The following is a 23637-nucleotide window of genomic DNA, read 5'->3' on the forward strand; positions in this document are numbered from 1 at the left end:
TATTATTGCTAAAAGAAGCAGATAGTTATTTCTTTTTCTTTTCTTTCTTCTTTTTACCAAATAAACCTCCTAAAACATCTTTTACTTTATTAACGGTTGCATCTTTGGTACTTGTTGAGGTTTTAGTTGTATCCTTTTTAGATTTTCCTAGTAAATTTCCTAACGTGTTTTTAACTAAATTGTCTTTTTGTTGTTGAATTAATTTCTGACTTAATTTTGAAACAGAAGAAGATAAATCAGTAGTAACACTTGGAGATGTCATATTTCCTGTAATGGTTGCAGTAACTGGCACTGTTATGTTTTGATCTTTAGCGCTTAGTTTTGATAATAAGCCAGATACCTCACTTCCTAAGTATTTAGCAGGAACATCTAAAGTAACGTTATAATTCATACTTTGATCAAAACCATGACTTCCTCCTATATTAATGCCAATATCTTTATATTTTAATTTAAAAGGAGCTACTGCTACTTTTCCTTGTTTAAACGATAAATGTGTTTTTATGTCTGATAAATCTAGTTTTGTTAAATCTATAAATGATAATTTATTATCTAATAAACTTAAAGCTTTTGAATTTTCAGGGTTAATTTTAGTAGTTAAAAGTTGAGCTAAAGCTTTTCCAGAAACAGAAGTTAAGTTTGGGGTGAAATCTTTATTCAAACTACCGCTTAAATTAATGTCTGAATTTAATTTTCCATTCATAGCACCAGCAATTGGGCTTAATGATTTTAATAAATCCATACTAGTAAAAGATTGAGAAATATCAAATGATTTAACTCCTAATTTCATAGCAAAAGTAGGCTGCTTCTTCTGGGTATTTACTTCCCCATTTAATGCTATTTGTCCGTTAAAAATTCCTGCATTTACATTTTGTAAAATAGCTTTTTCATCCTTTAACCATAAAGTTCCTTTTACATTTTTTAAAGTTAAGTTGTCATAATGAACAGTTTTAGCATCTGCTAAAACTTTACAATCTAAGAAAGCTGGAATTTTTAGTGATTCTTCTGTTGAAATCTCTTTAGTTTCCGATTCTTCTTTTGAAGTATCATCGTTGGTAGGAGTATCTGTGTTTTTTTGCATGAAATCACTCACATAAAAACTGTTAGATTTCACATTAAAAGTACCTTGTAGTTTTTTGTTTGACAATAAAAACCCAAGAAGGTTATTAATTTTTCCAGTAGCATTCATGTCACTCTTTCCAGTTTTAGCATCAAACTTTGTTAGTGAAATAACTTTAGGATCAAAATTAATTTTGGTGTTCTTTATTTCAAGAGGATTTACAATATCTTTTGAAGAAAAAACAAAATCGCTTACCTCAATAGTACCATCATTTTTAATACGCCTAACAATGTTCTTTTTAATAGCATCAACATCAAAGCTAGTGCGCAAATTTGCTTTTAATTTACCACTTAGTTCATTTTTTAAATCAACAGGGTAGGCTTTGTTAATATTGGCTAAATTTAAGGTTCCGTTTAAATTGGCTTTTACTAACGGATTTGTGGTTAAGTTGTATAAACTTCCTTTTCCAGAAAAAACATCTTCATCAATTTTAAAAGAAAGATTGTCAATGGTTATAAAGGTGTTTTTAACCTTTCCAGTAGTGTTTTTTAATTGAGCGTTGATATTTATGTTGCGAACACTTTTAGGTAAGTCAGGGTATTTAAAAGAGGCATTTTTAGCATTTACTGCTATATCCAGTTTTGGAATATTTTTTTCATCAATGATTCCAAATACTTTTCCGGCTACACTAAAGTTTCCTGAGGTTTTAACATCAGCGATGTTTTTAGCATAAACCTCTGGAATTAAGCCTAAAAAATTTTTAAAGTCAGATGATGGAGTTTTAAAATCAATATGTACTTCTTGGTTATTCTCATTTATTTGAACAAAACCATTAAAAACAAGAGCTAGGTTATTCAGCTTAGCTTCATTTTTTAAAAATGAAAACTTTTTGTTTACTAAATCCATTCCAAGAATAGCATCTAAAGATATCTTTTGATTTTTTGCATAGTAAACATTGTCCATTCCAAATGAAATGGTAGATGTTGTTTTGGTAGTTAATTCTGAGTTTGATTGAGAAAAATCACCATAACCACTATGATTAAAGTCGTTCAATAAAAGAGACATTTTTCCTTTTTTATCGTTGTATTTAATAGTGGTGTTACTAATACTATAACCGTCAATTGATAATCCAAAAGTAGAAGGTTCGCTTTCTTTTGAAACCTCTTCATTAACTGTAACTTCAGTAGAAGGTTTAGCAATATCATAATTTGCTTTTCCTTTTTCATTAACTAATACGTTTACCAAAGCATTGTCAATAGTAAAAGATTTTATGTTTAATTGGTCAGAAGAAGCTTTAAAAAGTTCAGTAAGTTTTAGTTTTAAAACAACGTCTTTCGCATACAGCAAAGTATCCCCTTCAAAAGGTTTATGATTTATTACTGAAACATTAGAAAGTGTAACAGATGCATTTGGGAAATTCCTGAGTAAACTTAAGTTACCATCAGAAAAATCAACCTTAGCATTTACGTTGTTGTTTACAGTTTCTTTAACCAAACCAAGAATCTTATCTTGAAATAATAAAGGGATGCTTACTAATAAAATGAAAATGACTAAAACAAAGCCAATCAATATTTTATAAACTTTTTTCATAGAGGAAATATTTTAAAGTATATATTACTAACGGGCAAAGTTCAGTATTTATTTGTTAACATATCGCTAAGAAAACTATAAAAATAAAAGTTTTGGTAATTTTGCTTTTGAAAACGAACAATAAATGAGTAAAAAAGAGCAATATTCTAATTTTATAAAAGCCCAAGCTAAGAAATTAGGGTTTTTAGAATGTGGTATTGCAAAAGCTGAGTTTTTAGAAAAAGAAGCACCTCGTTTAGAAGCGTGGTTAAAAAATGACTTTCATGGTGAAATGAAGTACATGGAAAACCATTTTGATAAGCGTTTAGATCCAACATTGTTAGTAGAGGGCGCAAAATCTGTAATATCATTAACGTATAATTACTTTCCAGAAGAAGTTCAATCAAAAGATAGCTATAAGATTTCTAAATATGCTTATGGGCAAGATTACCATCATATTATAAAAAATAAGTTAAAAGCATTATTACAGCTTATACATGATGAAATAGGGGAGGTGTCTGGGCGTTGTTTTATAGATTCTGCTCCTGTTTTAGAACGCGCTTGGGCAGAAAAAGCAGGTTTGGGTTGGAATGGGAAGCATTCATTATTAATACAGAAACAGCAAGGGTCTTTTTTCTTTTTAGCCGAATTAATTATTGATTTAGAATTGGTGTATGATCATCCATTTACTACTGATCATTGTGGATCATGTACTCGTTGTATTGATGCATGCCCAACAGAAGCCATTTTGCCAAACAATACGATTGATGGTAGTAAGTGTATTTCATATTTAACAATTGAACTAAAAGATTCTATTCCTTCGGCGTTCAAAGAAAAGACGGAAAACTGGATGTTTGGCTGTGATATCTGCCAGGATGTTTGCCCTTGGAATCGTTTTTCAAAACCACATGCTGAACCTTTGTTTTCACCTCAAGAAAACTTATTAGAAATGACTAAGCGAGATTGGCAAGAGTTAACCCAAGAAACATTTAGTAAAGTATTTAAAAAATCGGCAGTAAAACGAACCAAGTTTAGTGGTTTGCAACGTACTATTTCTTTTTTGAAGGGTGATTAACCAAATCTTTTTGTCTTTATATTATTCAATCAGATTTTGTTATTTAATTAGTTCAATGATATTCTCAATATAAAAAGTACTTATTTAAGTACTTTTTGTGTATCTTTGCTTTATGGAAACAGTAAATTATACAGACTTTCGTTCAAATTTAAAGCATTGGTTTGATAAAGTAGTTAATGATGTAAGTGATATTGTTATTAAACGTAAAAACGGTAAAGATCTTGTATTAATTTCACTAGATGAATATAACTCACTAAAAGAAACCACTTATTTATTAACGGGAAAAAATAGAGATGTTTTATTAGATTCTATTAAAGAGCTAGAAGAAGGTTCTGGAATAGATAAAGATTTAATAGAATAGATGAAATTAACTTGGTCTAGTTCTTCTTGGAATGATTATTTGTATTGGCAAAAAGTTGATAAAAAAATAGTTAAACGAATTAACGATTTGATAAAAAGTTGTAAACGGACGCCTTTTGAGGGCATAGGGAGGCCTGAAGCTTTAAAAGGTGACTTACAAGGGTATTGGTCAAGAAGAATAACATCAGAGCATCGACTAGTTTATAAATATGATAAGGAACAAATTTTGATAGCAGCATGTCGCTATCATTACGGTAAGTAACTTATGATACAGTCATGTTATTAAGAAAAAAGTTAATTAATAAAACCAATATCATCAATTTCTAAAATTGTAGCATCATCTTGGAAATTTCTTGCGCTTGAATATTTCCAATCTTCAGGGTTCACTACTAAACCACTATCTACCGGATTGTTATGTATATAATTTATTTTCTGTTTGATAACTTTCTCACTCCATAATTCTATAGGCTTGTTGTTTTGTTGCCAAAATTGCCGTTTAGTAGTGGTTGCATTCTTTTTACCTGCTCTTTCAAACATCCATAACAACCATTCTTTTCTGCTTTCTTGTGAGTTGTTTTCTATACATTCTACTACTTTTTTAGAAGTATATCGTTTAAAATCTCGTAATAATTCTGAAGGTTCACTTTTTGAGGAACGGAATATAAAATGGACATGACTTGGCATAAAACAATAGCAATATAATTCCATTCCTTTTTCTTTTCTACAGTAGTTTATACTATCTACTAGCACATCGAAATATATTTGTCGTGTAAATACATCTATCCAATTTATAGTTGCAAAACTTACAAAATATAAACCAGATTTATTATGGAATTTATAATTTCTACTCATAGCATAGCTAAAATACAAAAATTACTTTTCTTATTTTCTATTACTTACACATTCGCTACCGCTAGTATTTACTAGTGGCCAACAAGTTTAGTTTTATTTAGTTAAACAAAATAAAATCTATAGTATAGAACTTTTACCCATAGCCTTCTATGATTTTTTATCTAAAATAGCTACTTTTTAAGATAGTTTTATAGAAAAAAAGCCATAACATTTTACCGTTATGACTTTATATTTTTTACTTTTACCGCTTACTCATATACGTCACTAGTTACAAACTAGCGGGAGCGGGGGGTAAATCTTGGTTTTCTTCATAAGAAGAACCGTTTATTGAGTATCTATATCTTATACGATAGCCTCTTTTTGGTATTCTATATTTTTTAATAATAGTACCAATAGTATATAAATGACTTTTCTCTAATTGTCTTTTTTTTTCTAAACCAAGATAATAACCAAATGAAGCTAATCCTATACAAATCATAAGAATAAAATAGATGTCTTTTTTGCTGTTTTTAGTATTCATTATTTTCTTGTTTCAGTGAAATGAATAACATTAGTTGTATTTAATTAAATTTTAAGATATAACTTATTTGTATAACTAAAATACAAAAAATAGGTTTCTTATTTTCTATTAATTATTTTGGTTCATTTGCTACCTCGTGCTACCGCTAGTATTTACTAGTGGTCAACAAGTTTAATTTTATTTAGTTAAACTAAAATATAAAATCTATAGTATAGAACTACATTTTATTTTTAAAAACTCCAACTCATCTCTTTTATGTTTTTTATCTAAAAATTAATTTATGAGTTAGTTTTATAGAAAAAAAGCCATAACATTTTACCGTTATGGCTTTATACTTTATTTCTCTTACCGCTTACTCGTATACGCCACTAGTTACAAACTAGCGGGAGCGGGGGTAAACTCAAAAAGCTTATAAATAAAAAAACCACGCTACAATTGCTTATAACGTGGTTTTATCTATTTTTAAAATTTAATTTCTATTTGCTTACTCATACCCGCTACTAGTTATAAAAACTAGCAGTAGCATCACTCTGACATTCTAGCACCATCAGGGGGGGTATTTTTTAACCTAGACATACGGATTTAAGGTACAAACTAGCGGGAGCGGGGGGGGTCTCATTTGTATTTCTTACTCTTTCCCGCTACTAGTTAAAAACTAGCAGTAGCCATTCTAGGAATAGCGGGGGTTAGTTTTATTGCAAAAAAGCCATAACATTTTACCGTTATGACTTTATATTTTATTATTCTTACTCATATACGCCACTAGTTACAAACTAGCGGGAGCGGGGGTGTCTAGTTTTTTAACAACTCTAAATAAAATATACACCAATGAAATTAGAGAGGTTGATATAATTGCCCAATAAACAAAGCCAAAATTTAATTTCTTCAATATATACCAATAAGGTATTATTCCCATTTTGATTAAATACCAAATAAAATTATACCCAGCATGAAATAATATAGAATATATTAAAGTAAAACGTTTATAAATAAGACAAGATATAATTCCAAAAGTAAAGAATGTAATTAATCTCAATATATCGTTTAGATAATTTATATGTATCATTGCGAAAAGAAAGCTTGTTGCAATTATCCCAATAACCATATTTTTTTTAGAAAAAACACTCAATAATATTTTTCTAAAAAATAGCTCTTCAAGAATAGGTGTTAAAATTACAACATTAATAAAAGTAATAGTCATACTTAAAAAACTAGGAGTTTTAAAATTTAAAACATCTGGAATTTTTAGTTCTTCTGTTATAATTTCTATTCTTAAAAAAGGATCTTCAATTGTTCTATATAAGATTAGCATAAATAAAACTAAAAAAATGTATTCATAATTTACTGTAGTTTTTTTATTTTTAATAATAGAAGGTGTTTGTCTTATGTAAATTAAACTCACTGAAATAAGTATTAGAGAAATAAACGTATCAATAAATAAGAAGTAATCTAAATTAATATCTAAAAACTCATCTCTTATAAAAATAAATTTTGACAACTCTTCCAATGAGAAAATTAAAAGAAAATAAACCCCAAATATTATTATTAGTTTTATAAATTTTTTGTACATTTTAATGTTTTGTTTTGCCCATCGTAGTAGGTATATAGCCTCTTCTTATTATATCTTCTCTCTTACTTTGATTTGCTTCATTTAAACTATCAATAGTTTTATTGTTTTTTTTTGATCTTTTTATCTATTTTTTTAGATTTATTAGTAACAATTAATGTTTGCAATAATTGAGCTGCTCTTAAATATTTATCTGCTCCTTTATCCCATTCATCACCTTTGAAAACACCAGCTTTTATTTGAAGGGACAAATCATCATTAATCCTCTTTTTTACTTTATTTAGAGAGTCATTTTCATTTTTTATAGTTACTTTAGTAGTCTCATTAGTAACCATCTCATTTTCTAATTTAACAACCGAATTTTCATTATGCTGTTCAATAAATTCTCTTTGTTCAGATGGAATAATATCTACAACATCTTCTTCCTCTAAATTAGAATCTTCAATATTGTCAATTGGATTTACCGTATTTTTTCCGTGTTGATCTTGAACTATTTTATCTACTTGTTTAAAAGTAAATCCTAACTTTTCTAAATATTGTGTATGTAAAGTAGATGCACTATCTCCAGCTTCAGCTGTATATGTTCCATCTCCATTATCTATCCAATCATTACCTAATGGAGCCATCCCATCTGGATCAATAAAGTATATCGGATTATTAAAAGCGTAATTATACGGAGAGTGCCTGCGCATTTGCTCAGCAAGTGGGTCTAAATTCATCCACCTACCTAAAGAAGCATCATAATTTCTAGCACCGAAGTCGTGCCATTCAAGTCCAAGTTCTTCGTTAAGTTCTTTTCCATTGTATCCGAACTTCTGCGCCGTACTATTTCCAAGGGATGACGTGATATTATTGTACCCCTTGTGTTTGAGTCCAAAAGGATAGTAATTAGATTCTTCTACAATTTCTGTGCTTGGAGTAATTACTCCATCATTGTTAGCATCAGTATACGATAAACGGACGTTTCCTAAATGGTCTTTGTATTGGTATACATAGTCAAATGATGAAATTGCTGTGCTACCGCTCGCAATGACAGGTTTTACATATCCTTCTGGGTGGTTAAAGAATTCTAACGCTCCATTTTTATAAATATGATTCCCTGCATAATCAGTGGTGGTATTTTCTGCTGTTTTTCTTAGTTTCACTCCACTAGCATCATACACATACTCTATATGTTGCCCAGCTATAGTAACTCTGGTTGGTAGGTTTAAATGGTTGTAAGTAATATTAGTAATGCCTTTGTTAGCATCAGTAATCATATTACCGTTAACATCGTAGGTATAATCGTTTCCAGTATTGGTACCGTCTTTAAAACCAATATTTTTATTCCCTCCTAGTAATTCTTCTACCTTTATTAACTTATTACCTGTATTATTATCTGAATACGTATATTTCAACTTATCCATATTGGTAAAATTAGCAGTCCCTTGGTATCCGTTTCTGTTTAAGGTTTCTATATTACCATTTTTGTCATAGGTAATTCCAGAAATATTGTAATGCCCTGTATTATCTACCGCACCAATAATTCTATTTAAAGCATCATAGCTATAAGTGTATTGGTTACTTACTGTACTACCCGTGTTTACACTTAGTGAGTTCCAGTTAGTTTGTGCTATATTACCGTTAAACAATGCTGTTCCCATGGTTGGGTTATTATATTTTAAGCTAAAGTTAAACAAATCATTATCATTAGCATCACTATCTTGGTTAATATTTTTTAACCAACCACGAACATTGTATGCATAATCAACCTTTTGTAAACCAGCTCCTACTTTTTTGTTTTTTAACTGCCCTAGTTTGTCATAGGTATTCTCAACAATAGTTTCAGCTGTTTGGTTATTAATTTTATTAGTTTGCTTAGTCATTCTACCAGCATGATCATAACTAAATACATCTATGGTTACAACTTCTAAACTTCCTTTTTTATGGGTGGCTTTCGTTTCTAACACCTTCCCTACAAAGTCTAATTTACTTTCAACAATATCAGTAGTTCCTAGGTAGTCATTTTTACTAGCTACAAATACTGGGCGTGCTTTGGCATCGTAATAGGTTACTGTAGTTATCCAATTATTAGTATTTAATACTTTAACTTTACTAACCGTAGCTAACCCTTGAGTATTGGTTGTTACCGCTTTGCTATACACATTTGACGGAGCTGATAGTTCGCTTGGTACACTTGGGTAGGTATCGTAATAATTTATAGTTAATATTTCACCTGTTGTTACCGTTGAGCTATTGGTGTTAAAATAGCTTTGCATAGCAGGCTGTGTACTTATTGTACTATGCGTATAAATACCAGTGTTGCTTACCCTTCCTAAAGCATCATATTTGGTAAATAACCATTTTTTGTTTGGTTTTTGCTTAGCATCTTGTGTTAATACAGGTCTGTCTAATGTATCATACACAATATATTCCCATCCTTTTCCTGGTATTTTCTTTTCTATCAAACGATTTCTATAATCGTATTTATATTGGTAACACAACTCTGAAAGTTCTGTAGCCGATACACTTCCATCTGCTGTACTTACCTTTGGAGGTAGTACATAGGTTAAATTTCCATAATCATCATACACATAATACGTGTCATGAACTACATTGTTATTATAGGTTCTTTTTAAAACTACTTGTCCTTCTTTATTTTTGAATTCTTCAGTAGTGTGATCTTTAGTACTTCCACTATGGTTTTCATCTCTTGTAACTGTTTTGTATAATTCTCCAGCTAAATAATTAGAAGTCGTAGTTGATAAAGCAGGTGTGTATACATTTCCATTAACAGTAGTCGTAGCTTTGAATAGTTTAACAGCATCGGCAGTTGAATTTGCTTGATAGTCAAACTCTATTTCATGACCTCCACCAAGCTCCCATGCTTTTCCTGGAGCAGCTTGTTTTAAAACTCTGTTTAACGGTGAATTATCAAACTCCTTTTTTGAATAGGCATTTATTAAGTTTACATCTGTTACACCTGGAAAATCAGCTGCGTACTGTATTTTGTAATAATTTTTTGTTCCTAACTCAGTTCCTGAAATAATTCCTCCATTATTACTGGTTACAGCATAGGGTAAATATTCTTCATTTTGCCTTCCAAGTTCATCATAGGCTATATGGGTAACAATATCTTCTTTTGTAGGTGATTGTTGTATAGCAATACTTTGTTTAGCACGCCCCAATCCGTCAAAATAGGTTATTTGTTCTACTACATCTTCTCTATTGGAAACTGTTCCGGTTTTAGTTTCTGTTTGAAAACTTCTAGTTAATACATAGTTTTCATTACTAAGGCTTAATGGTATGTATGGGTCATTTATAATTTTTGCGGTAAATGTAGATCCTGCTTTTATCCATGTTAATGGTTTTAGCGTAATACTTCTACTTGCAGTTAAATGTGCTGTTCCAGTTACTTGGTAATTGGTTTTTTCAACATCTTGTACAACTTGTGCATAAGAGCTTATTGAAATACACAATAAAATGAATAATAGCTTTTTCATAGTCTTATTAATTTTTGTAGTTGTATTTGTTTTCTTTTAAAATATTTCCTTGAGTATCTTTTACAAATTCTAACCTATTAAAGTTGTCATAATGATAGGTGATTTTCTCTCCTCTTGGGTCTGTCATAGTGCTCACTCCAACTAAAGGAATATAAGTTATAGTAGTTACTTGTGCAGTACTAATTGCACTACGTATTTTTTGAATTTCAGTTTGAATCTGGCTTTCGGTATAGCTTTGTAAATAACTTAATGTTTCAGTATTTGTTTTTCCTAAAGCAGTCATTACTTGTGCATAGGTAGCGTTTTCAATTTTGGCTATAGGTTGCGAATAATCATACCCCATAAATATACAATATGAGTACCATTTACTTTACTTACCTCGGTTGGATTTCCTTTACTATCGTACTTATGATATACAATACGTGGTTCTAAATTTCCATTTCCTTTTGCTGTTTGAATAGTATTTGGTTCTACAATACCATTACCCCAGTCTTTAAAATTAGTACGTTGCGTACCTAATTTTTTATCAGTTCTTTGCCCGGTTTCAGAATTAACCAGTACATTTTTATAACTTTCTGTTTGTATAAGTGTTGCTATACGATGTTGTTTTTTTAAACTATCAATAGCTTTTAAAGCTCCTGGGCTTATCCCTAATAATTGGCTTTTATCATCAGGATAATACATTTTAGTTTTTAATACCTCTCCTTTACTATTGGTTTTTTCTACTCTAGTTTGTTGTAGATGATTTATATTATCGTAAAAATAATTAATAGTATTTGTTATTGGATTATTTCCATTTATATCAAACTGTTTTTCTATAGTTTTATCTAGGTATGACCAATAAGAGTATGTTTTATATTTATGAACATTTAAATTCCTTATTATTTGTGGAAAAGAAACTAAGTCATTTACATTTTTCCCAAAACATTTATGTTTAATATCTCTAATTTTTATATTAGTAGCGCCTGGACTTTTACATTTTATTTGACCAATGGTCACAGGTCCTTTACCATTACTTGTTGATGAGTAATAAGTTACAGGATCTAACCAGCCTGGTCCACTAATAGCATGTGAATGATTCGTATGGCATTGCCATACTGGTGTTGTACCTATTAAATCAGCAGCTTTACATTTATAAGTAGGATATGCTGGCTGCATAACAACGATATTATAATTAGAACTTATGTTATAATTAGATATTTCTGACACAGTTCTGTCAAGTTTATAATTATTTGTTATTTCTTTTACAACGGTTTTTGTTGAGCTTTTAGATAGTGGTTTTTTGAAAAACTGAATCTTTTTTTCTAATCCATGATTCCAACCAAAATTTGTAAAATTTGCTATTACACGGTTTGCACCTAAAAGTGTTTCTCCAGGAGAGTCTCTATTAACTATAAACTCATGTTCTTCTCCACCATTAATAAAGTCATCGCCACCATTACTAATAGTTACTTTTTTATAATATACATTACTACTACCTGAATTGGTAAGAGGAAAACTACCTGTTGATCTTAAGGTTAAATAACTTTCAGAAACAATGTTGGAACCAAGACTTCCTATGTCTTTAAATGCTGTTCTACCTTGTACATGACCTAAGCCTTTAATGGTTGCATCACCTGAAGATTTTGTTAAATCATTCATGTCGGTATAATAATACCTTTTGGTGTTTAAAATATCTGTATTAAAATCGTAATTTCTTATATATTTAACTCTATTACCACCTGTAAAAATGTTTTTATAGCTAGTAGTATATTTTTTAATTCTTAAAGAAACTGAAGCATCAACACATCTATTTGGGGTATAGCTACCATTTAGAATCTCAATTCTATAACTTTTACTATGTGGTAAATTAGTAATAGTTGAAAAATTAATTGACCCTTGGGTTGTATTAAACCCTTTTTCATATACTAAATTGTTTGAACCGTTAGTGATATCGTAAATTTTAATAATTGCATTTGCCTTATCTAATGGATAATCATAACATCCTTGAGATGAATTTACATATCCTTTTACTTGATAATTTAGCCCAATTTCAACATTTTTTCCTGCATTGTAATCACCAATAGTAAAAGTGCTAGATTTAATTTGCTCTCCGACGATAGTTAAACCAGGTTTGTATTCATAGTTTAATTCTGTTTCGTAACCATAATAATTATTACCTTCATATTCAAAATTTGTATATCCCATTGAAGGGTACACTATTTTTGTTAATAATCCTTTTTTAGAATAAACAGTATCCAAATTTCTATTAGCTAAACGGGATGTTTGTTTTGCAAAAACAGGGTAACTTTCTCCTAAATCAGGAAGCATTGATTGGTTTGTTTTTCCATTATAATACCCCCAATAATCTTGACTGTAAGAAAATCTTTTAGGAAAAGCATTAAAATCATCATAAGCAAACGAAAACTTCTTTTGAGGGTTTTTGAACGTCAAATTTTCTAAAAACACTCTCTTATTAGATGAAAAATGATATGTGAAATCTGTTTTGTCTATTAAATTATTACTTTGATCTAATAATTGAATGTTTTTAATTAACCTATAATTAACAGCACTAGGACTAGGATGCAATGTTGAATTATCAATTAACAATTTACCACTTTGAGGTTGGTTACTATTTATTTCAATAAGTCTCTTTCGTATTACTCTATTAAAGTTTTCACAATCAATAATTCCAGTAGTTAAAGGGAAATTAGAATTGCCTATAGGATATGTAGAAGTTAGTTCTAAAGATTGTGATATACTTGTTGTATATGATTCTTCTTTATTATTAGTGTCATATACAAAGTTAATTATATCTCCCTTTGGGTGTACTATTTTAGACAAATACCATGAACTTGTATAGCCTTGCTCAGGAGGTGATGCAGCAGTATTATTACACTTGTTTCTTGAGTATAAAATTTCTTCATCATTAAAATAATAAGCTACACCATCATCAGTGGTTATTACAAACCCTTTTTGTCCACTAATTAAATTTCGCTCTATTTTTAAATTTGTGTGAGGTACTGTTCTATAAACACCTTCATTGTCTATTACTATTTTTCCTGATTTACCTAACATATTATATGAAAACATATCAGATTCAGAATCTACATAATCAGTTTTACCAGCATTATATAAGAAGGAAACAATATCAGGGTCTACATCAATATTTTCACTAAAAGTTGGTTGACTTGATAAGCTTTCAATTTGATATAAATCTACTCTGTTTATTTCTTTTACAGGATGTTCTAACCTGTAATTTTCATCTTCTTTTCCTCTTACAGTTCTAGCAATTACTCCACCTATATTTAAACTCCAACCTAAACCTACATTTGAACTTAATTGATCAACTTTAATTCCACTTGAGCTATATGATAAAGAAATTGGTACATTTAAATTTCTTGTTTTATAAGCTTGAATAGGTAGATTAACTCCAGTTACTCCTGTATTTAAACCTACAGGGAAATCTCCGTATTTTGTTAACTCAAAAGCAGTTGGTGCTGGAGGTACTATTTTAGGTAATTCTTGTGCATTCCCCAATACACATACAAGCATTGTAAAAATGCTTAACATTATTTTTTTCATGATAAGAGTGATGTTTTAATTAGCAATTATTTTTTTCATTCTTCATGCAAAAATATATAAAATTTATTACATGTTGATTGTTATATGTTTAATAATTAATAGTGTTAAGTTTTTTTTTATAGGAATGGGTAATAAATTCTTTTGTATTTTTGACAAAAAAATAAATTGCTTTATTTACAACTTATTTTCATCCTCTTTTTATTGCTGATTTTTTATCAGGATTTTAAAAACAGAAGTGTAGTATTGTATTTATTTCTCTTAGGAGTGATCTCAGGAGGAGTTTTACATTATAAAAATTCATTATTAGAGGAGTTTTTAATAAACGTATTGTTAAATGTAGGCTTTATCGCTGTTTTAACTGTAGTGTTATTTTTGTATTCAACTTTTATTATGAAAAAGAAACTATTAGAAACAATAGGGGTAGGAGATTTTTTAATGTTTATAGTATTTGCATGTAGTTTTCCAATAGGTACATTTTTAGTGGTGTTTTCTACATCACTTATTTTTTCATTACTTTTATTTTTAATTTTGAAAAATCAATTACAGTATAAAACTGTTCCATTAGCAGGGTTTCAGTCTTTGTTTTTAAGTTTATTATTATTACTAAATTGGCTATTTAACATTGTAGATATATACGTTATTTAAATGAAAAAGGAACTTTTAGAAATACCTACCGAAACCATTCAGTTAATTACGGCTGAGCAAGCGTATTCATATAGAATCGTACCTGTTAAGAGTGATAAAACTTCGTTAACTTTTAAAACAGATTTTAATGAGCTTGCTTCTTTACAACAAGAGTTACAAATTATATTAGGTAGTTCTGTAGTTTTAGAAAAAGAAGATTCACAAACTATTGATACATATCTTCAAAAAAATTACCGTAAAAGAACTTCAGGAAACTCGAGTTCATCGTTAAATTACTCGGAAGATTTTTTGCTAAATATGATTCATGAGGCAAAAGAATTAGGAAGTAGTGATATTCATTTTGAAGTTTATGAAAAACAGCATAGGGTTCGTTTTCGAATTGATGGTAAGCTATTGGAACGTTATGTGATTTCAGAAAATGAATATCCAAAAATAGTCAATAGGATTAAAATAATGGGGAGGCTAGATATTTCTGAAAAAAGATTACCTCAAGATGGACGTATTAATATTTCAACAGGAAAAGAAGACTTTGATATTCGTGTATCCTCATTACCAACATTACATGGAGAAAAGTTAGTACTTCGTATTTTATCTAAAAATACCTTAACTGTACAATTAGAAAATTTAGGATTTACAAGTAATGAATTAGATACTTATAATACAGCGGTTAAAAAACCAAATGGTATTGTATTGATTTCAGGTCCTACAGGTTCAGGAAAAACAACAACGTTGTATGCTACTTTAAAATTGTTAAATACAAATGATACCAATATTTTAACAATTGAAGATCCTATTGAGTATACTTTAGAGGGAGTGAATCAAGTACAGTTAAAAGAGAATATAGGATTGGATTTTGCTAGTACATTACGTACCTTTTTACGTCAAGATCCTGATATTATCATGGTAGGTGAAATTCGTGATGTTGCTACAGCTAATATGGCAATTAGAGCTGCATTAACTGGGCATTTGGTATTGTCTACAATTCATACAAATTCAGCTTGGGCAACAATTTCTAGGTTAATTGATATGGGGGTTCCACCTTTTTTAATAGCAAGTACTTTAAATGTGAGTGTTGCGCAACGGTTGGTTCGTAAATTATGTACCTCCTGTAAAACAGAAGAAAAGTTAACTATAGGTGTTTTTCCTAAAGGAGTTGTCATTCCTGAAAGTGTAACTACTCATTTTAAGGCTAATGGTTGTACTGAGTGCTACCAAACAGGCTATAAAGGAAGAAAAGCTATTTATGAAATTATTCCTATTACTAAAGAATTGGTAGAGAGTATAGAAAAAAAGGAGTTAAATATTTCTAGTTATTTAAAGCAAAATAACATTGGTACTTTACAGGATAATGCACTTTCATTAGTAGCTGAAGGAATTACTTCTGTTGACGAAATATTTTCACTATTGATATCATAAGAAATGAATAAACAACAAAAAACATATTTTTTATTAGTTGCTGTATTAATTGTTTGGGGCTTGATTGGGTATCAGTTTTTCAAAAAAATAAATCCTACTGAAAATGAAGTTTTAGGTGATCAAATACCTAAAAAATACATACCTGAAAAAATTAATAAATCGAAATCGTATGTAGTTATTGCGAAGTATCGTGATCCTTTTTTAGGAACGATGTTTTCTGAAAAGAAAAAGGTTAAAAGAAAGAATATTGCACCTAAACAAGAAATGAACATTCCATTTCCTACTGTTGTATATAATGGAATTGTAGAGGGCGGAAATTTAAAATCGTACACTATTACAGTAAATGGTAAGCAGGAGTTATTAAGAATTGGGGAAGAGTTATCAGGAGTGAAACTGATAAAAGCAAATAGTGAGCAAATAAAAGTTCGTTTCAATACGGTTATTAAAACGATAAAATTACAATAAAGTGTTTTTAAAAAAAGTAAAAGCGGGGGCGTTGCAATATGTTTTGGTTATTTCGGTACTCATTGCAATTATTGTTTTTGCTTTTATTGCATTAATTTATTTACAGCGAAGAGTACAATTAAAAAATAGTTTTTATAAAGAGGCAATTGAAAATGTACAATTTGGATTTGATTTTATTAGTCAAAATGATGTTCCATATAATACACCCCAAGAGCATCAATTTTCTAATAATGAACTCGAAAAAACAACTTTATTAAAGGATCATTGGGGAGTTTTTAATAAAGTTATCGTTACTTCTACAGTTAAAAATGAAAACTTTCAAAAAATAGGGTTAATAGGAGGGAATAACATTAAAAGAGATGCCTTATATTTAAAAGATAATAATCAGCCATTAGTATTGGTTGGTGATACCAAGATTACAGGAAATGTAGCTTTGCCTGAACGAGGTGTAAAAGGAGGGAATATTTCAGGAACTTCTTACTATGGAAATCAATTAATTTTTGGAAACCAAAAGTTAAGTTCTGCTGCACTATTAACTATTGATAACCTTGAATATATAAAAGGATTGATTCAAAAAAGGTATTTGAATGAAAAAGTAGTTTCATTTGAATTAGAAGAGGGATTAAAAAAAAGACAATTGTTTTCGCAGCCGACGGCTGTTTTTCAAGCATCTGAAAGTATTTATTTGAGAAATGTGCAATTACAAGGAAATATTATAATTCATTCTAACAAATCTATTGTAGTAGATGCTACTTCACTTTTGGAAGATGTTATTTTAATAGCTCCCGTTGTTAAAATTAAGAGTAATGTAATAGGTAGTTTTCAAGTATTGGCTACAAAAAAAATAGAAGTAGCTAGAGGTTGTAAATTGAAATATCCTTCGGCGTTGGTATTATTTTCAAATGAAAAATTAGAAATTAATCCACCAGAAGAGAATTCGATAGCTATTAATGAAAATTGTGATATTAAAGGAGTTGTTCTTTTTCATCAAGAAAAAGGATCAAATTATAAATCTCAATTAGTTATATCTAAAAATACAACCATAACAGGAGAAGTGTATTGTAATCAAAACTTAGAACTATTAGGAAGTGTTTATGGTTCCGTATACGCTAGTAGCTTTGTCACAAAACACTTTGGAAGTGTGTATATTAATACTGTTTTTAATGGCGTTATTAATGTTAATAAATTGTCTGAGCAATATTGTGGACTACAAATAGGGAATTCAACTCAAAAAGTAGCAAAGTGGTTATATTGAAATCGTTTTTCAGCCGAAAATTAAAAGCGTCCTCTTTAACAGAGGTAATGGTAGCAACAGTACTTATTGTAGTGGTTTTTGGTATTGCCATTGCTACATTAAATAACATAATGCAGAGCACTGTTAGTAAGAATACACAGGCTGTTGAAGCTGAGTTAACGGAGTTGCGATATTTATATAAAAATAATAAAATACGACTCCCATATGCTGATGAAATTGATGATTGGAAAATTTCTATTCTAAAGGTAAAAGAAGGTGTGTATTCGGTAGTTCATTTTGAAGCTGTAAATATCTTACATAAAAAACAATTGATAAAAAAAGAAATATTCATTGAAAATCACTAAAAAAATAAAAGCTTTTACATTGAGTGAGTTACTAGTTGTTTTAGTAATTTCTAGTATTGTAGTTTCATTAGCTATTCTTATATTGTTAATGGTTCAAAAACAAATTAAAAGCATTCAATCTAATTTAGATAAAAAACAAGAGATTCAGTTTTTAGAAAGAGCGCTATGGCAAGATTTTAATACCTATGCAGTTTCATATCAAAAAGAAAAGGATATATTATTTTTAACCAATTCTATTGATTCAGTAATTTATGTGTTTAATGAAGGTTATGTAATACGTGAAAAAGATACTATGTCCATTGAACTCATAGATAAAAAAATATTTTTAGATGGTAATCTTGTTACTTCTGGCGTTATTGATGGGCTTCAGATTGAAACTTCTGCTAAATTCGGATCTAAAAAAATGTTTATATATAAAAGTAAAAGTGCAATGCACTATTTAAATGACTAATGGCTTTTAAATTAGAAAACACACAAAAATCTAAACAAAAGAAGGATACTTCTTTTGATATTAATGCACTTCTAAAAAAAGAAATTAACTTTTTCGGCGGCTCTTTTTCTAATAAAAAGAAAGAAGCTTTTTATATAGAGTTGTCAGTTTTGTTAAATGCTGGTCTAGAGCTAAAAGATGCTCTTGAATTAATAGGAGCTGAACAAAAAAAAGAAGCAGATAAAGAGTTGTTTAAAACAATTGTTGATGAGTTAATTTCTGGAAAAAATTTATCAGAAGCAATACGGCTTGAAAAACAATTTACGGAATACGAGTATTATTCATTGCAAATAGGTGAAAGAACAGGAACGCTTCAAAAAGTAACTGACGAGTTGGGTGCTTTTTTTAGAAGGAAAAACGAACAAAAACGAACAATATTAAATGCATTGTCTTATCCAATGGTTGTTTTATGTACTGCATTTTTAGCAGTAGGCTTCATGTTGCAATATGTAGTACCAATGTTTGCAGATATTTTTAAACAAAACAAAGTAGAATTGCCTTGGATTACCAAACAAATAATTAGTTTTTCAAATGTTTTTTCATCGTATTATTGGGTAGTGATTTTAATGATTATAGCTTTTTTTGTTTTTATGAAGTTAGCTAAAAATAAAATTTGGTATCGTAAATGGAGTGCTGCCTTTTTGTTGAAAGTTCCTTTTGTAGGTGGTTTTTTACGTAAAGTACGAATAGCACAATTTACTCAAGCTATTACGTTATTAGTTGGTGCTAAAGTGCCATTGTTAAATGGTATTCAGCTAACTAAAAAAATGATAGATTTTTACCCTTTACAAATTGCTTTATCAAAAGTTGAAGAGGATATTTTACAAGGGAAAAGTTTGCATGAAAGTATAGGGAATCAGTCAATTTTTGATAAAAAAATGAGTTCGTTAATTAAAGTGGCTGAAGAAACAAATCAGACAGAGACAATTTTTAACAGATTAACATATCAATATAATCAAGAAATAGAGTATCAATCTAAAACAATAAGTGCGGTAATTGAACCTCTAATTATTTTATTTTTAGGTGGAGTTGTAGCTGTAATATTAATAGCTATGTATTTACCAATGTTTAAGCTAAGTACTGTTATTGGTTAGTTGTTTTTGATTTTTTGTAGAAAAATAGTAGCAGTTAAATAAATGCGATTTTTACTGTAGTTCTTTTTCTTTTTAAAATGGATAGATATTAATTCGCCTAATTGTTGTTGTTCTATATGATTTATTAATTTTAAAAGGGTGCTAAAATCTCCTTTTATTTCAAATGAAAAAGTAGTAATGGTAGTTTTTTTCTCAATAAATTCATGCGGTTCATCAAAAGCAAGTACTTCTATTTTTTTTTTCTTCAGAAAAAGAGGTGATTTTTTGAAGTAGCGTTTGTTGAAATGAATTTTTTAGTGAAACATTTCTTGATTTTAAAATAGAATCTAAAAAATTGTTTTTTTGAGTTAAATAGATGGTTCTATTTGTTGCGTTGTTTAATAATTGTTTTTCTTTTAAGAGGTTTGAATACTTGTTTTTAACCTCAAAAGTATTTTTAATTGTAAAATTATATACAACAAACAAGGTGATTAAAAAACCAACAAGTAAGCCTATGTTTTTTTGTTGGTTATTCATTGTTTATATGTATTAATAATTCAAATTCCATATTGTTTTTTTGTTTTCCGTAACTCATAATTGTTACTTTATCAACCCATTTTTTTGATTCTAACAATGAAATTAAATGAGTTGAATCTTCATTTTTTTTACTAACACCTTTTACTGTAATTTGATTTTTAGTAACAAGAATTGTTTTCCCTTTTTTTACGCGAGATTTTATTGGTTGATAATAAATATTTGTAAGTAAAATAGTATTTGGAATTAATTGAGCTATTTCATCTATATGTCTTGAAACTTTAGATTGAGAGACAGATTGTAAGTTTTTTACTACTTTTTCTTTTTGCGCTACTTTTTCTTGTAAGCTTATTAGTCTGTTTTTTGTTTGCTCATTTAATTGTACATCAATGGTCAGTTGATCTGCTTTGGTTGTGTAATGACTAAATACTAAAAAATTAATTAGAAGAATTGTAAATAAAAACCCAAACCCGAATTTCAAACCCAAGTCAAAAAGTTTTTTTTGTTGATATGTTTTTTTTAACTCCTCTGTTTTTTGAGTTAAACCTATTTGTTCTATGTTTTGGTCAAAATAGTACGATAAAACACCTCCTAGCGGTAATAATTCATGATTAGATACTTCTAAATCATTAACGATGTAGGTCTGATCTTCTACAAACTCTTTTTCAATAATTGTAATTTTATTGTTTTCTACTGTTATTTTAGCATTTGAAGTATTAAAATTATCATTCCCTATAAAAGGAAGAATATTTTGAAGTGCTAAATTTCCTAGTGAAAAATCAACAATAGAAATACCATTCTTTGAATAAAGATCAATTACATAGTCAATGTGTTCTTTTCTACAGATAGAAATGAATGATTCGGTATCGTTTGAGTATATTTCATAGTAAAAATCACTTATTACAATGTTTGGAAAAGCTACTTGAATAAGCTTCTTTTGACTATCATTAACAACTGTTATTTTTTTTGAAAGTACATGTTGATTATTAATGATTAAAAAAGCATGTTTGTTCGCTTTTACAAAAGAAATTACTTCATTTATACTATTATATTGATGCCTGTTTGTTACATTTAGCTCTTTTTTCTTTTTAGATAATTGAAGCCCCGTATAAAAATCTGTATTGTTTTTGTCTGTCGAATGCTCAATAGCACAAAAACTTGTTCCGTATAGTAACCATTTCTTTAACATTAACGAATGATAGTTGGTTTAATTAAAACAGATAATTTTGTTTTAGAGTTTGTTCTTGTTTTTTTACTAAATAACCATTTAATAATAGGGACTCTTGCTAGAAAAGGGACTCCTGAACCTGAATCGTTTTTTATATTTTCTTCCAATCCGCCTAAAATAATAACATCTTGATCCTGAACTCTAATAGTAGAAGTAAATTCTCTGGAATTCATTCCTGGAGGAGCATTTTTATCAATACGTTTACCATTAAAACTAGATTGTAAAACATTTACACTAAGTGTTATTTGTTCATCTCCAGATACTATCGGTCTAATGTTTACCGATAAATCAGCATCTATGGGGATGTATTGGTTAGTTTGTATTGTTTGAGGGTTTTGAGAACCTATAACATCAGTTCTTTCATCTTTATAATATGAGCGCTCTCCATTTGATAACGATGCACTATGACCGTTTAAAGTTGATAATTTGGGGGTAGACCTTATTTTTACATCACCATTTGTTTCCATCATTTGAATTTTTGCAAAAAAGTTAGGGACTACCTTACCTACATTTAATGATCCAAAGCCATTAAATCCTCCAATGATTTTGTTTATAGTAGTAGCTCCCAAATTTATATTTGCAGAAGGGAAAATACTTCCATTATCTTTAGTTGGTTTGTCTCCTATACCTAAATCTAAACCTGTGCTAACTGATGCCGACTTAGTAACTTCTAATATCATTACTTCAATTAAAACAACAGGTATCGGTTTATCTATCTTACTTACAAATTCTTTGAATTTTTCTACTTCTTGCGTGTCACCGCTTACAATAAAAGCATTTTGTTCTATATCGGTTATTATTTCAAGTTTACCCATGATATCTTTCGGTATAATACTTTTTAAAGCTTCCGCTTTAGAATTATAATTTCCAAAAGATTGGTTTTGGTTGCGAATATTTTGTTGTCTACTATTATAGTTGTTATTTCTTTGGTTGTTTAAATTGTTTCTATTTCCGTTAGAATATGATTGTTGAGAACTATTAAAATTGTTAGAGTTATTAGTGAGTGAATTTCTATTACCATTAAAGTTTTGAACTCTATTACGTGCTCTATTTTGTAACGGTTGATTCATTATTTCAATAGAACGATGCATCAATGGAATGACAACAGAACTTCTAATTAGTTTTTTTTCTTTTTGTCCAAAATAGTATATACTTTTTTTCTTTTTGTATGTAAATTTAGTATCCTCTAAAATTTTAGATAACAATTCATCGTAAGTAATTCTTGATGCTTTTACTGAAGCTTTACCAATGTTATTTAAAGGAGCATTAGTGAAAATGTTAATCTTTAAAGCATTTCCTATGTCGTTAATAACAGTTTCAATTTTAGCATTTTCAAAATCTACATCCAGTAGTAGGTGCTCAGTGTCAATTATTTTAAAAAACAAATTAGAATTTTGATAACGAGTTGGTCTTATAGTTTGACCATTATTAATTGAATTTCGATTATTAGAGTTTTGTTGAAAGCTTGCGGCGTTTTCAAATAAGTAATAATTATCTTTTGTTTTTGTTACTATTAAGTTGTTTGAAAATGCTAGTTTATCCATAGCACTCTCAAAAGACTTGTTTTTTATGTATCCAGAAATTGTTTTTCTACCTATATCTGGTGAAAAAACAAGGTTTTTCCCTGATATGTTGGTGATTTTTTTAAATGCAACTGCAATAGAGTCATTTTGTAAGTCAATAGTAAATAAATCAGAAGTAACATCATATTCAACAGGTATATTCTTCGGAATGTATCCTGGTTTTTTTTCTTTTTCTGGAACGTATTTTTTTAATGAAATAATATTACCAGTAACAATGAAAGTAAGTTTAAATTCTTTACATAAATAAAGTAAGATGTCTTTAATTTGAGCGTTAGAGAAATTGTGTGTTAAGTTTGTATTTTGCAACTCGTCAGATACACTTAAATTAACTTTTCTAGCTTTTCCAATAGCTCTAATAAAAACGGGAAGGTTTTGACCACTTACATTAAAATCTACTGTTTTTGTAAGTCCAGGTATAGTTGTTAGTAGGTTGTTTAATTTTTGTTCTAATTTAAGAATTCTTTCTTTTTCTTTGTTAATATTCTCTTGAGTAAACCCATTAAGTGTTCCTAGAAGTAATATTAATATGAATTTAATTGTATGTTTTTTTAGCATTTT

General features: G+C 29.0%; 20 protein-coding genes. 10 read left to right on the forward strand and 10 right to left on the reverse strand.

Going from position 1 to position 23637, the window contains the following annotated elements; translation table 11 throughout:
* Nucleotides 1-25 precede the first annotated feature (25 nt).
* The gene (locus BLV71_RS06275) at nucleotides 26-2647 is read right to left on the reverse strand and encodes an AsmA family protein (RefSeq protein WP_093869725.1); all 2622 of its coding nucleotides are present in this window, start codon (nucleotides 2645-2647) and stop codon (nucleotides 26-28) included.
* Nucleotides 2648-2771: 124 nt separating this feature from the next.
* On the opposite strand from BLV71_RS06275, the gene queG reads away from it, so the two are divergent.
* From queG to BLV71_RS06290, 3 genes are all read left to right on the forward strand, one after another.
* Nucleotides 2772-3701, forward strand: coding sequence for a tRNA epoxyqueuosine(34) reductase QueG (gene queG / locus BLV71_RS06280; RefSeq protein ID WP_093869726.1), 930 nt, complete (start codon nucleotides 2772-2774; stop codon nucleotides 3699-3701).
* A 112-nt stretch (nucleotides 3702-3813) separates the two neighbouring features.
* Nucleotides 3814-4062: a type II toxin-antitoxin system Phd/YefM family antitoxin gene (locus BLV71_RS06285; RefSeq protein ID WP_093869727.1), complete on the forward strand. Its 249-nt coding sequence runs from the start codon at nucleotides 3814-3816 to the stop codon at nucleotides 4060-4062.
* Nucleotides 4063-4323, forward strand: a complete 261-nt coding sequence (locus BLV71_RS06290) for a Txe/YoeB family addiction module toxin (RefSeq protein WP_093869728.1) — start codon at nucleotides 4063-4065, stop codon at nucleotides 4321-4323.
* A gap of 32 nt (nucleotides 4324-4355) precedes the next feature.
* Here the strand turns inward: BLV71_RS06290 and BLV71_RS06295 are convergent, their stop codons facing one another.
* From BLV71_RS06295 to BLV71_RS06320, 6 genes are all read right to left on the reverse strand, one after another.
* Nucleotides 4356-4913 (reverse strand): REP-associated tyrosine transposase, encoded by a 558-nt coding sequence (locus BLV71_RS06295; protein WP_093869729.1) that lies wholly within the window; start codon nucleotides 4911-4913, stop codon nucleotides 4356-4358.
* Nucleotides 4914-5181: 268 nt separating this feature from the next.
* The gene (locus tag BLV71_RS06300; RefSeq protein WP_143032762.1) at nucleotides 5182-5433 is read right to left on the reverse strand and encodes a hypothetical protein; all 252 of its coding nucleotides are present in this window, start codon (nucleotides 5431-5433) and stop codon (nucleotides 5182-5184) included.
* Between the two features lie 766 nt (nucleotides 5434-6199).
* Entirely contained in the window at nucleotides 6200-7003 is an 804-nt protein-coding gene (locus BLV71_RS06305; protein ID WP_093869731.1) for a CPBP family intramembrane glutamic endopeptidase, read from the reverse strand.
* A 98-nt stretch (nucleotides 7004-7101) separates the two neighbouring features.
* Nucleotides 7102-10482 (reverse strand): DUF6443 domain-containing protein, encoded by a 3381-nt coding sequence (locus tag BLV71_RS06310; protein WP_093869732.1) that lies wholly within the window; start codon nucleotides 10480-10482, stop codon nucleotides 7102-7104.
* Between the two features lie 7 nt (nucleotides 10483-10489).
* Entirely contained in the window at nucleotides 10490-10825 is a 336-nt protein-coding gene (locus BLV71_RS06315) for an RHS repeat protein (RefSeq protein WP_093869733.1), read from the reverse strand.
* Complete coding sequence (locus tag BLV71_RS06320) at nucleotides 10798-14046, reverse strand: hypothetical protein (RefSeq protein ID WP_093869734.1); 3249 nt, start codon at nucleotides 14044-14046, stop codon at nucleotides 10798-10800. The genes BLV71_RS06315 and BLV71_RS06320 overlap by 28 nt, the downstream gene beginning before the upstream one ends.
* Nucleotides 14047-14289: 243 nt before the next feature.
* On the opposite strand from BLV71_RS06320, the gene BLV71_RS06325 reads away from it, so the two are divergent.
* From BLV71_RS06325 to BLV71_RS06355, 7 genes are read left to right on the forward strand one after another with little or no spacing between them, the layout of a single operon-like run.
* Nucleotides 14290-14691: a hypothetical protein gene (locus tag BLV71_RS06325; protein ID WP_143032763.1), complete on the forward strand. Its 402-nt coding sequence runs from the start codon at nucleotides 14290-14292 to the stop codon at nucleotides 14689-14691.
* Nucleotides 14692-16107, forward strand: a complete 1416-nt coding sequence (locus BLV71_RS06330; RefSeq protein WP_093869736.1) for a GspE/PulE family protein — start codon at nucleotides 14692-14694, stop codon at nucleotides 16105-16107. It begins immediately after the preceding gene.
* A 3-nt stretch (nucleotides 16108-16110) separates the two neighbouring features.
* Nucleotides 16111-16572 (forward strand): hypothetical protein, encoded by a 462-nt coding sequence (locus tag BLV71_RS06335; protein ID WP_093869737.1) that lies wholly within the window; start codon nucleotides 16111-16113, stop codon nucleotides 16570-16572.
* A 1-nt stretch (nucleotide 16573) separates the two neighbouring features.
* Complete coding sequence (locus BLV71_RS06340; protein WP_093869738.1) at nucleotides 16574-17827, forward strand: hypothetical protein; 1254 nt, start codon at nucleotides 16574-16576, stop codon at nucleotides 17825-17827.
* A gap of 47 nt (nucleotides 17828-17874) precedes the next feature.
* Nucleotides 17875-18171 carry a hypothetical protein gene (locus tag BLV71_RS06345; protein WP_093869739.1) on the forward strand — a complete coding sequence of 99 codons (297 nt, stop codon included), beginning with the start codon at nucleotides 17875-17877 and terminating at the stop codon, nucleotides 18169-18171.
* Nucleotides 18158-18622 carry a prepilin-type N-terminal cleavage/methylation domain-containing protein gene (locus BLV71_RS06350; RefSeq protein WP_093869740.1) on the forward strand — a complete coding sequence of 155 codons (465 nt, stop codon included), beginning with the start codon at nucleotides 18158-18160 and terminating at the stop codon, nucleotides 18620-18622. The genes BLV71_RS06345 and BLV71_RS06350 overlap by 14 nt, the downstream gene beginning before the upstream one ends.
* Nucleotides 18622-19755, forward strand: coding sequence for a type II secretion system F family protein (locus BLV71_RS06355; RefSeq protein WP_093869741.1), 1134 nt, complete (start codon nucleotides 18622-18624; stop codon nucleotides 19753-19755). Before BLV71_RS06350 ends, BLV71_RS06355 begins: the two co-directional genes overlap by 1 nt.
* Before the next feature lie 213 nt (nucleotides 19756-19968).
* On the opposite strand, the gene BLV71_RS06360 is transcribed toward BLV71_RS06355, so the two are convergent.
* The 3 genes from BLV71_RS06360 to BLV71_RS06370 are packed head-to-tail and all read right to left on the reverse strand — an operon-like array spanning nucleotide 19969 to nucleotide 23634.
* A complete protein-coding gene (locus BLV71_RS06360; protein WP_093869742.1) occupies nucleotides 19969-20271 on the reverse strand; it encodes a hypothetical protein in 303 nt (100 codons plus the stop codon).
* Nucleotides 20264-21457, reverse strand: a complete 1194-nt coding sequence (locus BLV71_RS06365; protein WP_093869743.1) for a PilN domain-containing protein — start codon at nucleotides 21455-21457, stop codon at nucleotides 20264-20266. Before BLV71_RS06365 ends, BLV71_RS06360 begins: the two co-directional genes overlap by 8 nt.
* Nucleotides 21457-23634, reverse strand: coding sequence for a type II secretion system protein GspD (locus BLV71_RS06370; protein ID WP_093869744.1), 2178 nt, complete (start codon nucleotides 23632-23634; stop codon nucleotides 21457-21459). The genes BLV71_RS06365 and BLV71_RS06370 overlap by 1 nt, the downstream gene beginning before the upstream one ends.
* Between the last annotated feature and the right edge of the window lie 3 nt (nucleotides 23635-23637).

This window comes from Tenacibaculum sp. MAR_2010_89 (genome assembly GCF_900105985.1).
GTDB classification, from domain to species: domain Bacteria; phylum Bacteroidota; class Bacteroidia; order Flavobacteriales; family Flavobacteriaceae; genus Polaribacter; species Polaribacter halocynthiae.

What these genes read in the sequence shown, in the direction of transcription:
- BLV71_RS06275 (WP_093869725.1), bottom strand. Translation starts at nt 2,647, where the DNA reads ATGAAAAAAGTTTATAAAATATTGATTGGCTTTGTTTTAGTCATTTTC.
- queG (WP_093869726.1), top strand. Translation starts at nt 2,772, where the DNA reads ATGAGTAAAAAAGAGCAATATTCTAATTTTATAAAAGCCCAAGCTAAG.
- BLV71_RS06285 (WP_093869727.1), top strand. Translation starts at nt 3,814, where the DNA reads ATGGAAACAGTAAATTATACAGACTTTCGTTCAAATTTAAAGCATTGG.
- BLV71_RS06290 (WP_093869728.1), top strand. Translation starts at nt 4,063, where the DNA reads ATGAAATTAACTTGGTCTAGTTCTTCTTGGAATGATTATTTGTATTGG.
- BLV71_RS06295 (WP_093869729.1), bottom strand. Translation starts at nt 4,913, where the DNA reads ATGAGTAGAAATTATAAATTCCATAATAAATCTGGTTTATATTTTGTA.
- BLV71_RS06300 (WP_143032762.1), bottom strand. Translation starts at nt 5,433, where the DNA reads ATGAATACTAAAAACAGCAAAAAAGACATCTATTTTATTCTTATGATT.
- BLV71_RS06305 (WP_093869731.1), bottom strand. Translation starts at nt 7,003, where the DNA reads ATGTACAAAAAATTTATAAAACTAATAATAATATTTGGGGTTTATTTT.
- BLV71_RS06310 (WP_093869732.1), bottom strand. Translation starts at nt 10,482, where the DNA reads ATGAAAAAGCTATTATTCATTTTATTGTGTATTTCAATAAGCTCTTAT.
- BLV71_RS06315 (WP_093869733.1), bottom strand. Translation starts at nt 10,825, where the DNA reads ATGGGGTATGATTATTCGCAACCTATAGCCAAAATTGAAAACGCTACC.
- BLV71_RS06320 (WP_093869734.1), bottom strand. Translation starts at nt 14,046, where the DNA reads ATGAAAAAAATAATGTTAAGCATTTTTACAATGCTTGTATGTGTATTG.
- BLV71_RS06330 (WP_093869736.1), top strand. Translation starts at nt 14,692, where the DNA reads ATGAAAAAGGAACTTTTAGAAATACCTACCGAAACCATTCAGTTAATT.
- BLV71_RS06335 (WP_093869737.1), top strand. Translation starts at nt 16,111, where the DNA reads ATGAATAAACAACAAAAAACATATTTTTTATTAGTTGCTGTATTAATT.
- BLV71_RS06345 (WP_093869739.1), top strand. Translation starts at nt 17,875, where the DNA reads ATGGTAGCAACAGTACTTATTGTAGTGGTTTTTGGTATTGCCATTGCT.
- BLV71_RS06355 (WP_093869741.1), top strand. Translation starts at nt 18,622, where the DNA reads ATGGCTTTTAAATTAGAAAACACACAAAAATCTAAACAAAAGAAGGAT.
- BLV71_RS06360 (WP_093869742.1), bottom strand. Translation starts at nt 20,271, where the DNA reads ATGAATAACCAACAAAAAAACATAGGCTTACTTGTTGGTTTTTTAATC.
- BLV71_RS06365 (WP_093869743.1), bottom strand. Translation starts at nt 21,457, where the DNA reads ATGTTAAAGAAATGGTTACTATACGGAACAAGTTTTTGTGCTATTGAG.
- BLV71_RS06370 (WP_093869744.1), bottom strand. Translation starts at nt 23,634, where the DNA reads ATGCTAAAAAAACATACAATTAAATTCATATTAATATTACTTCTAGGA.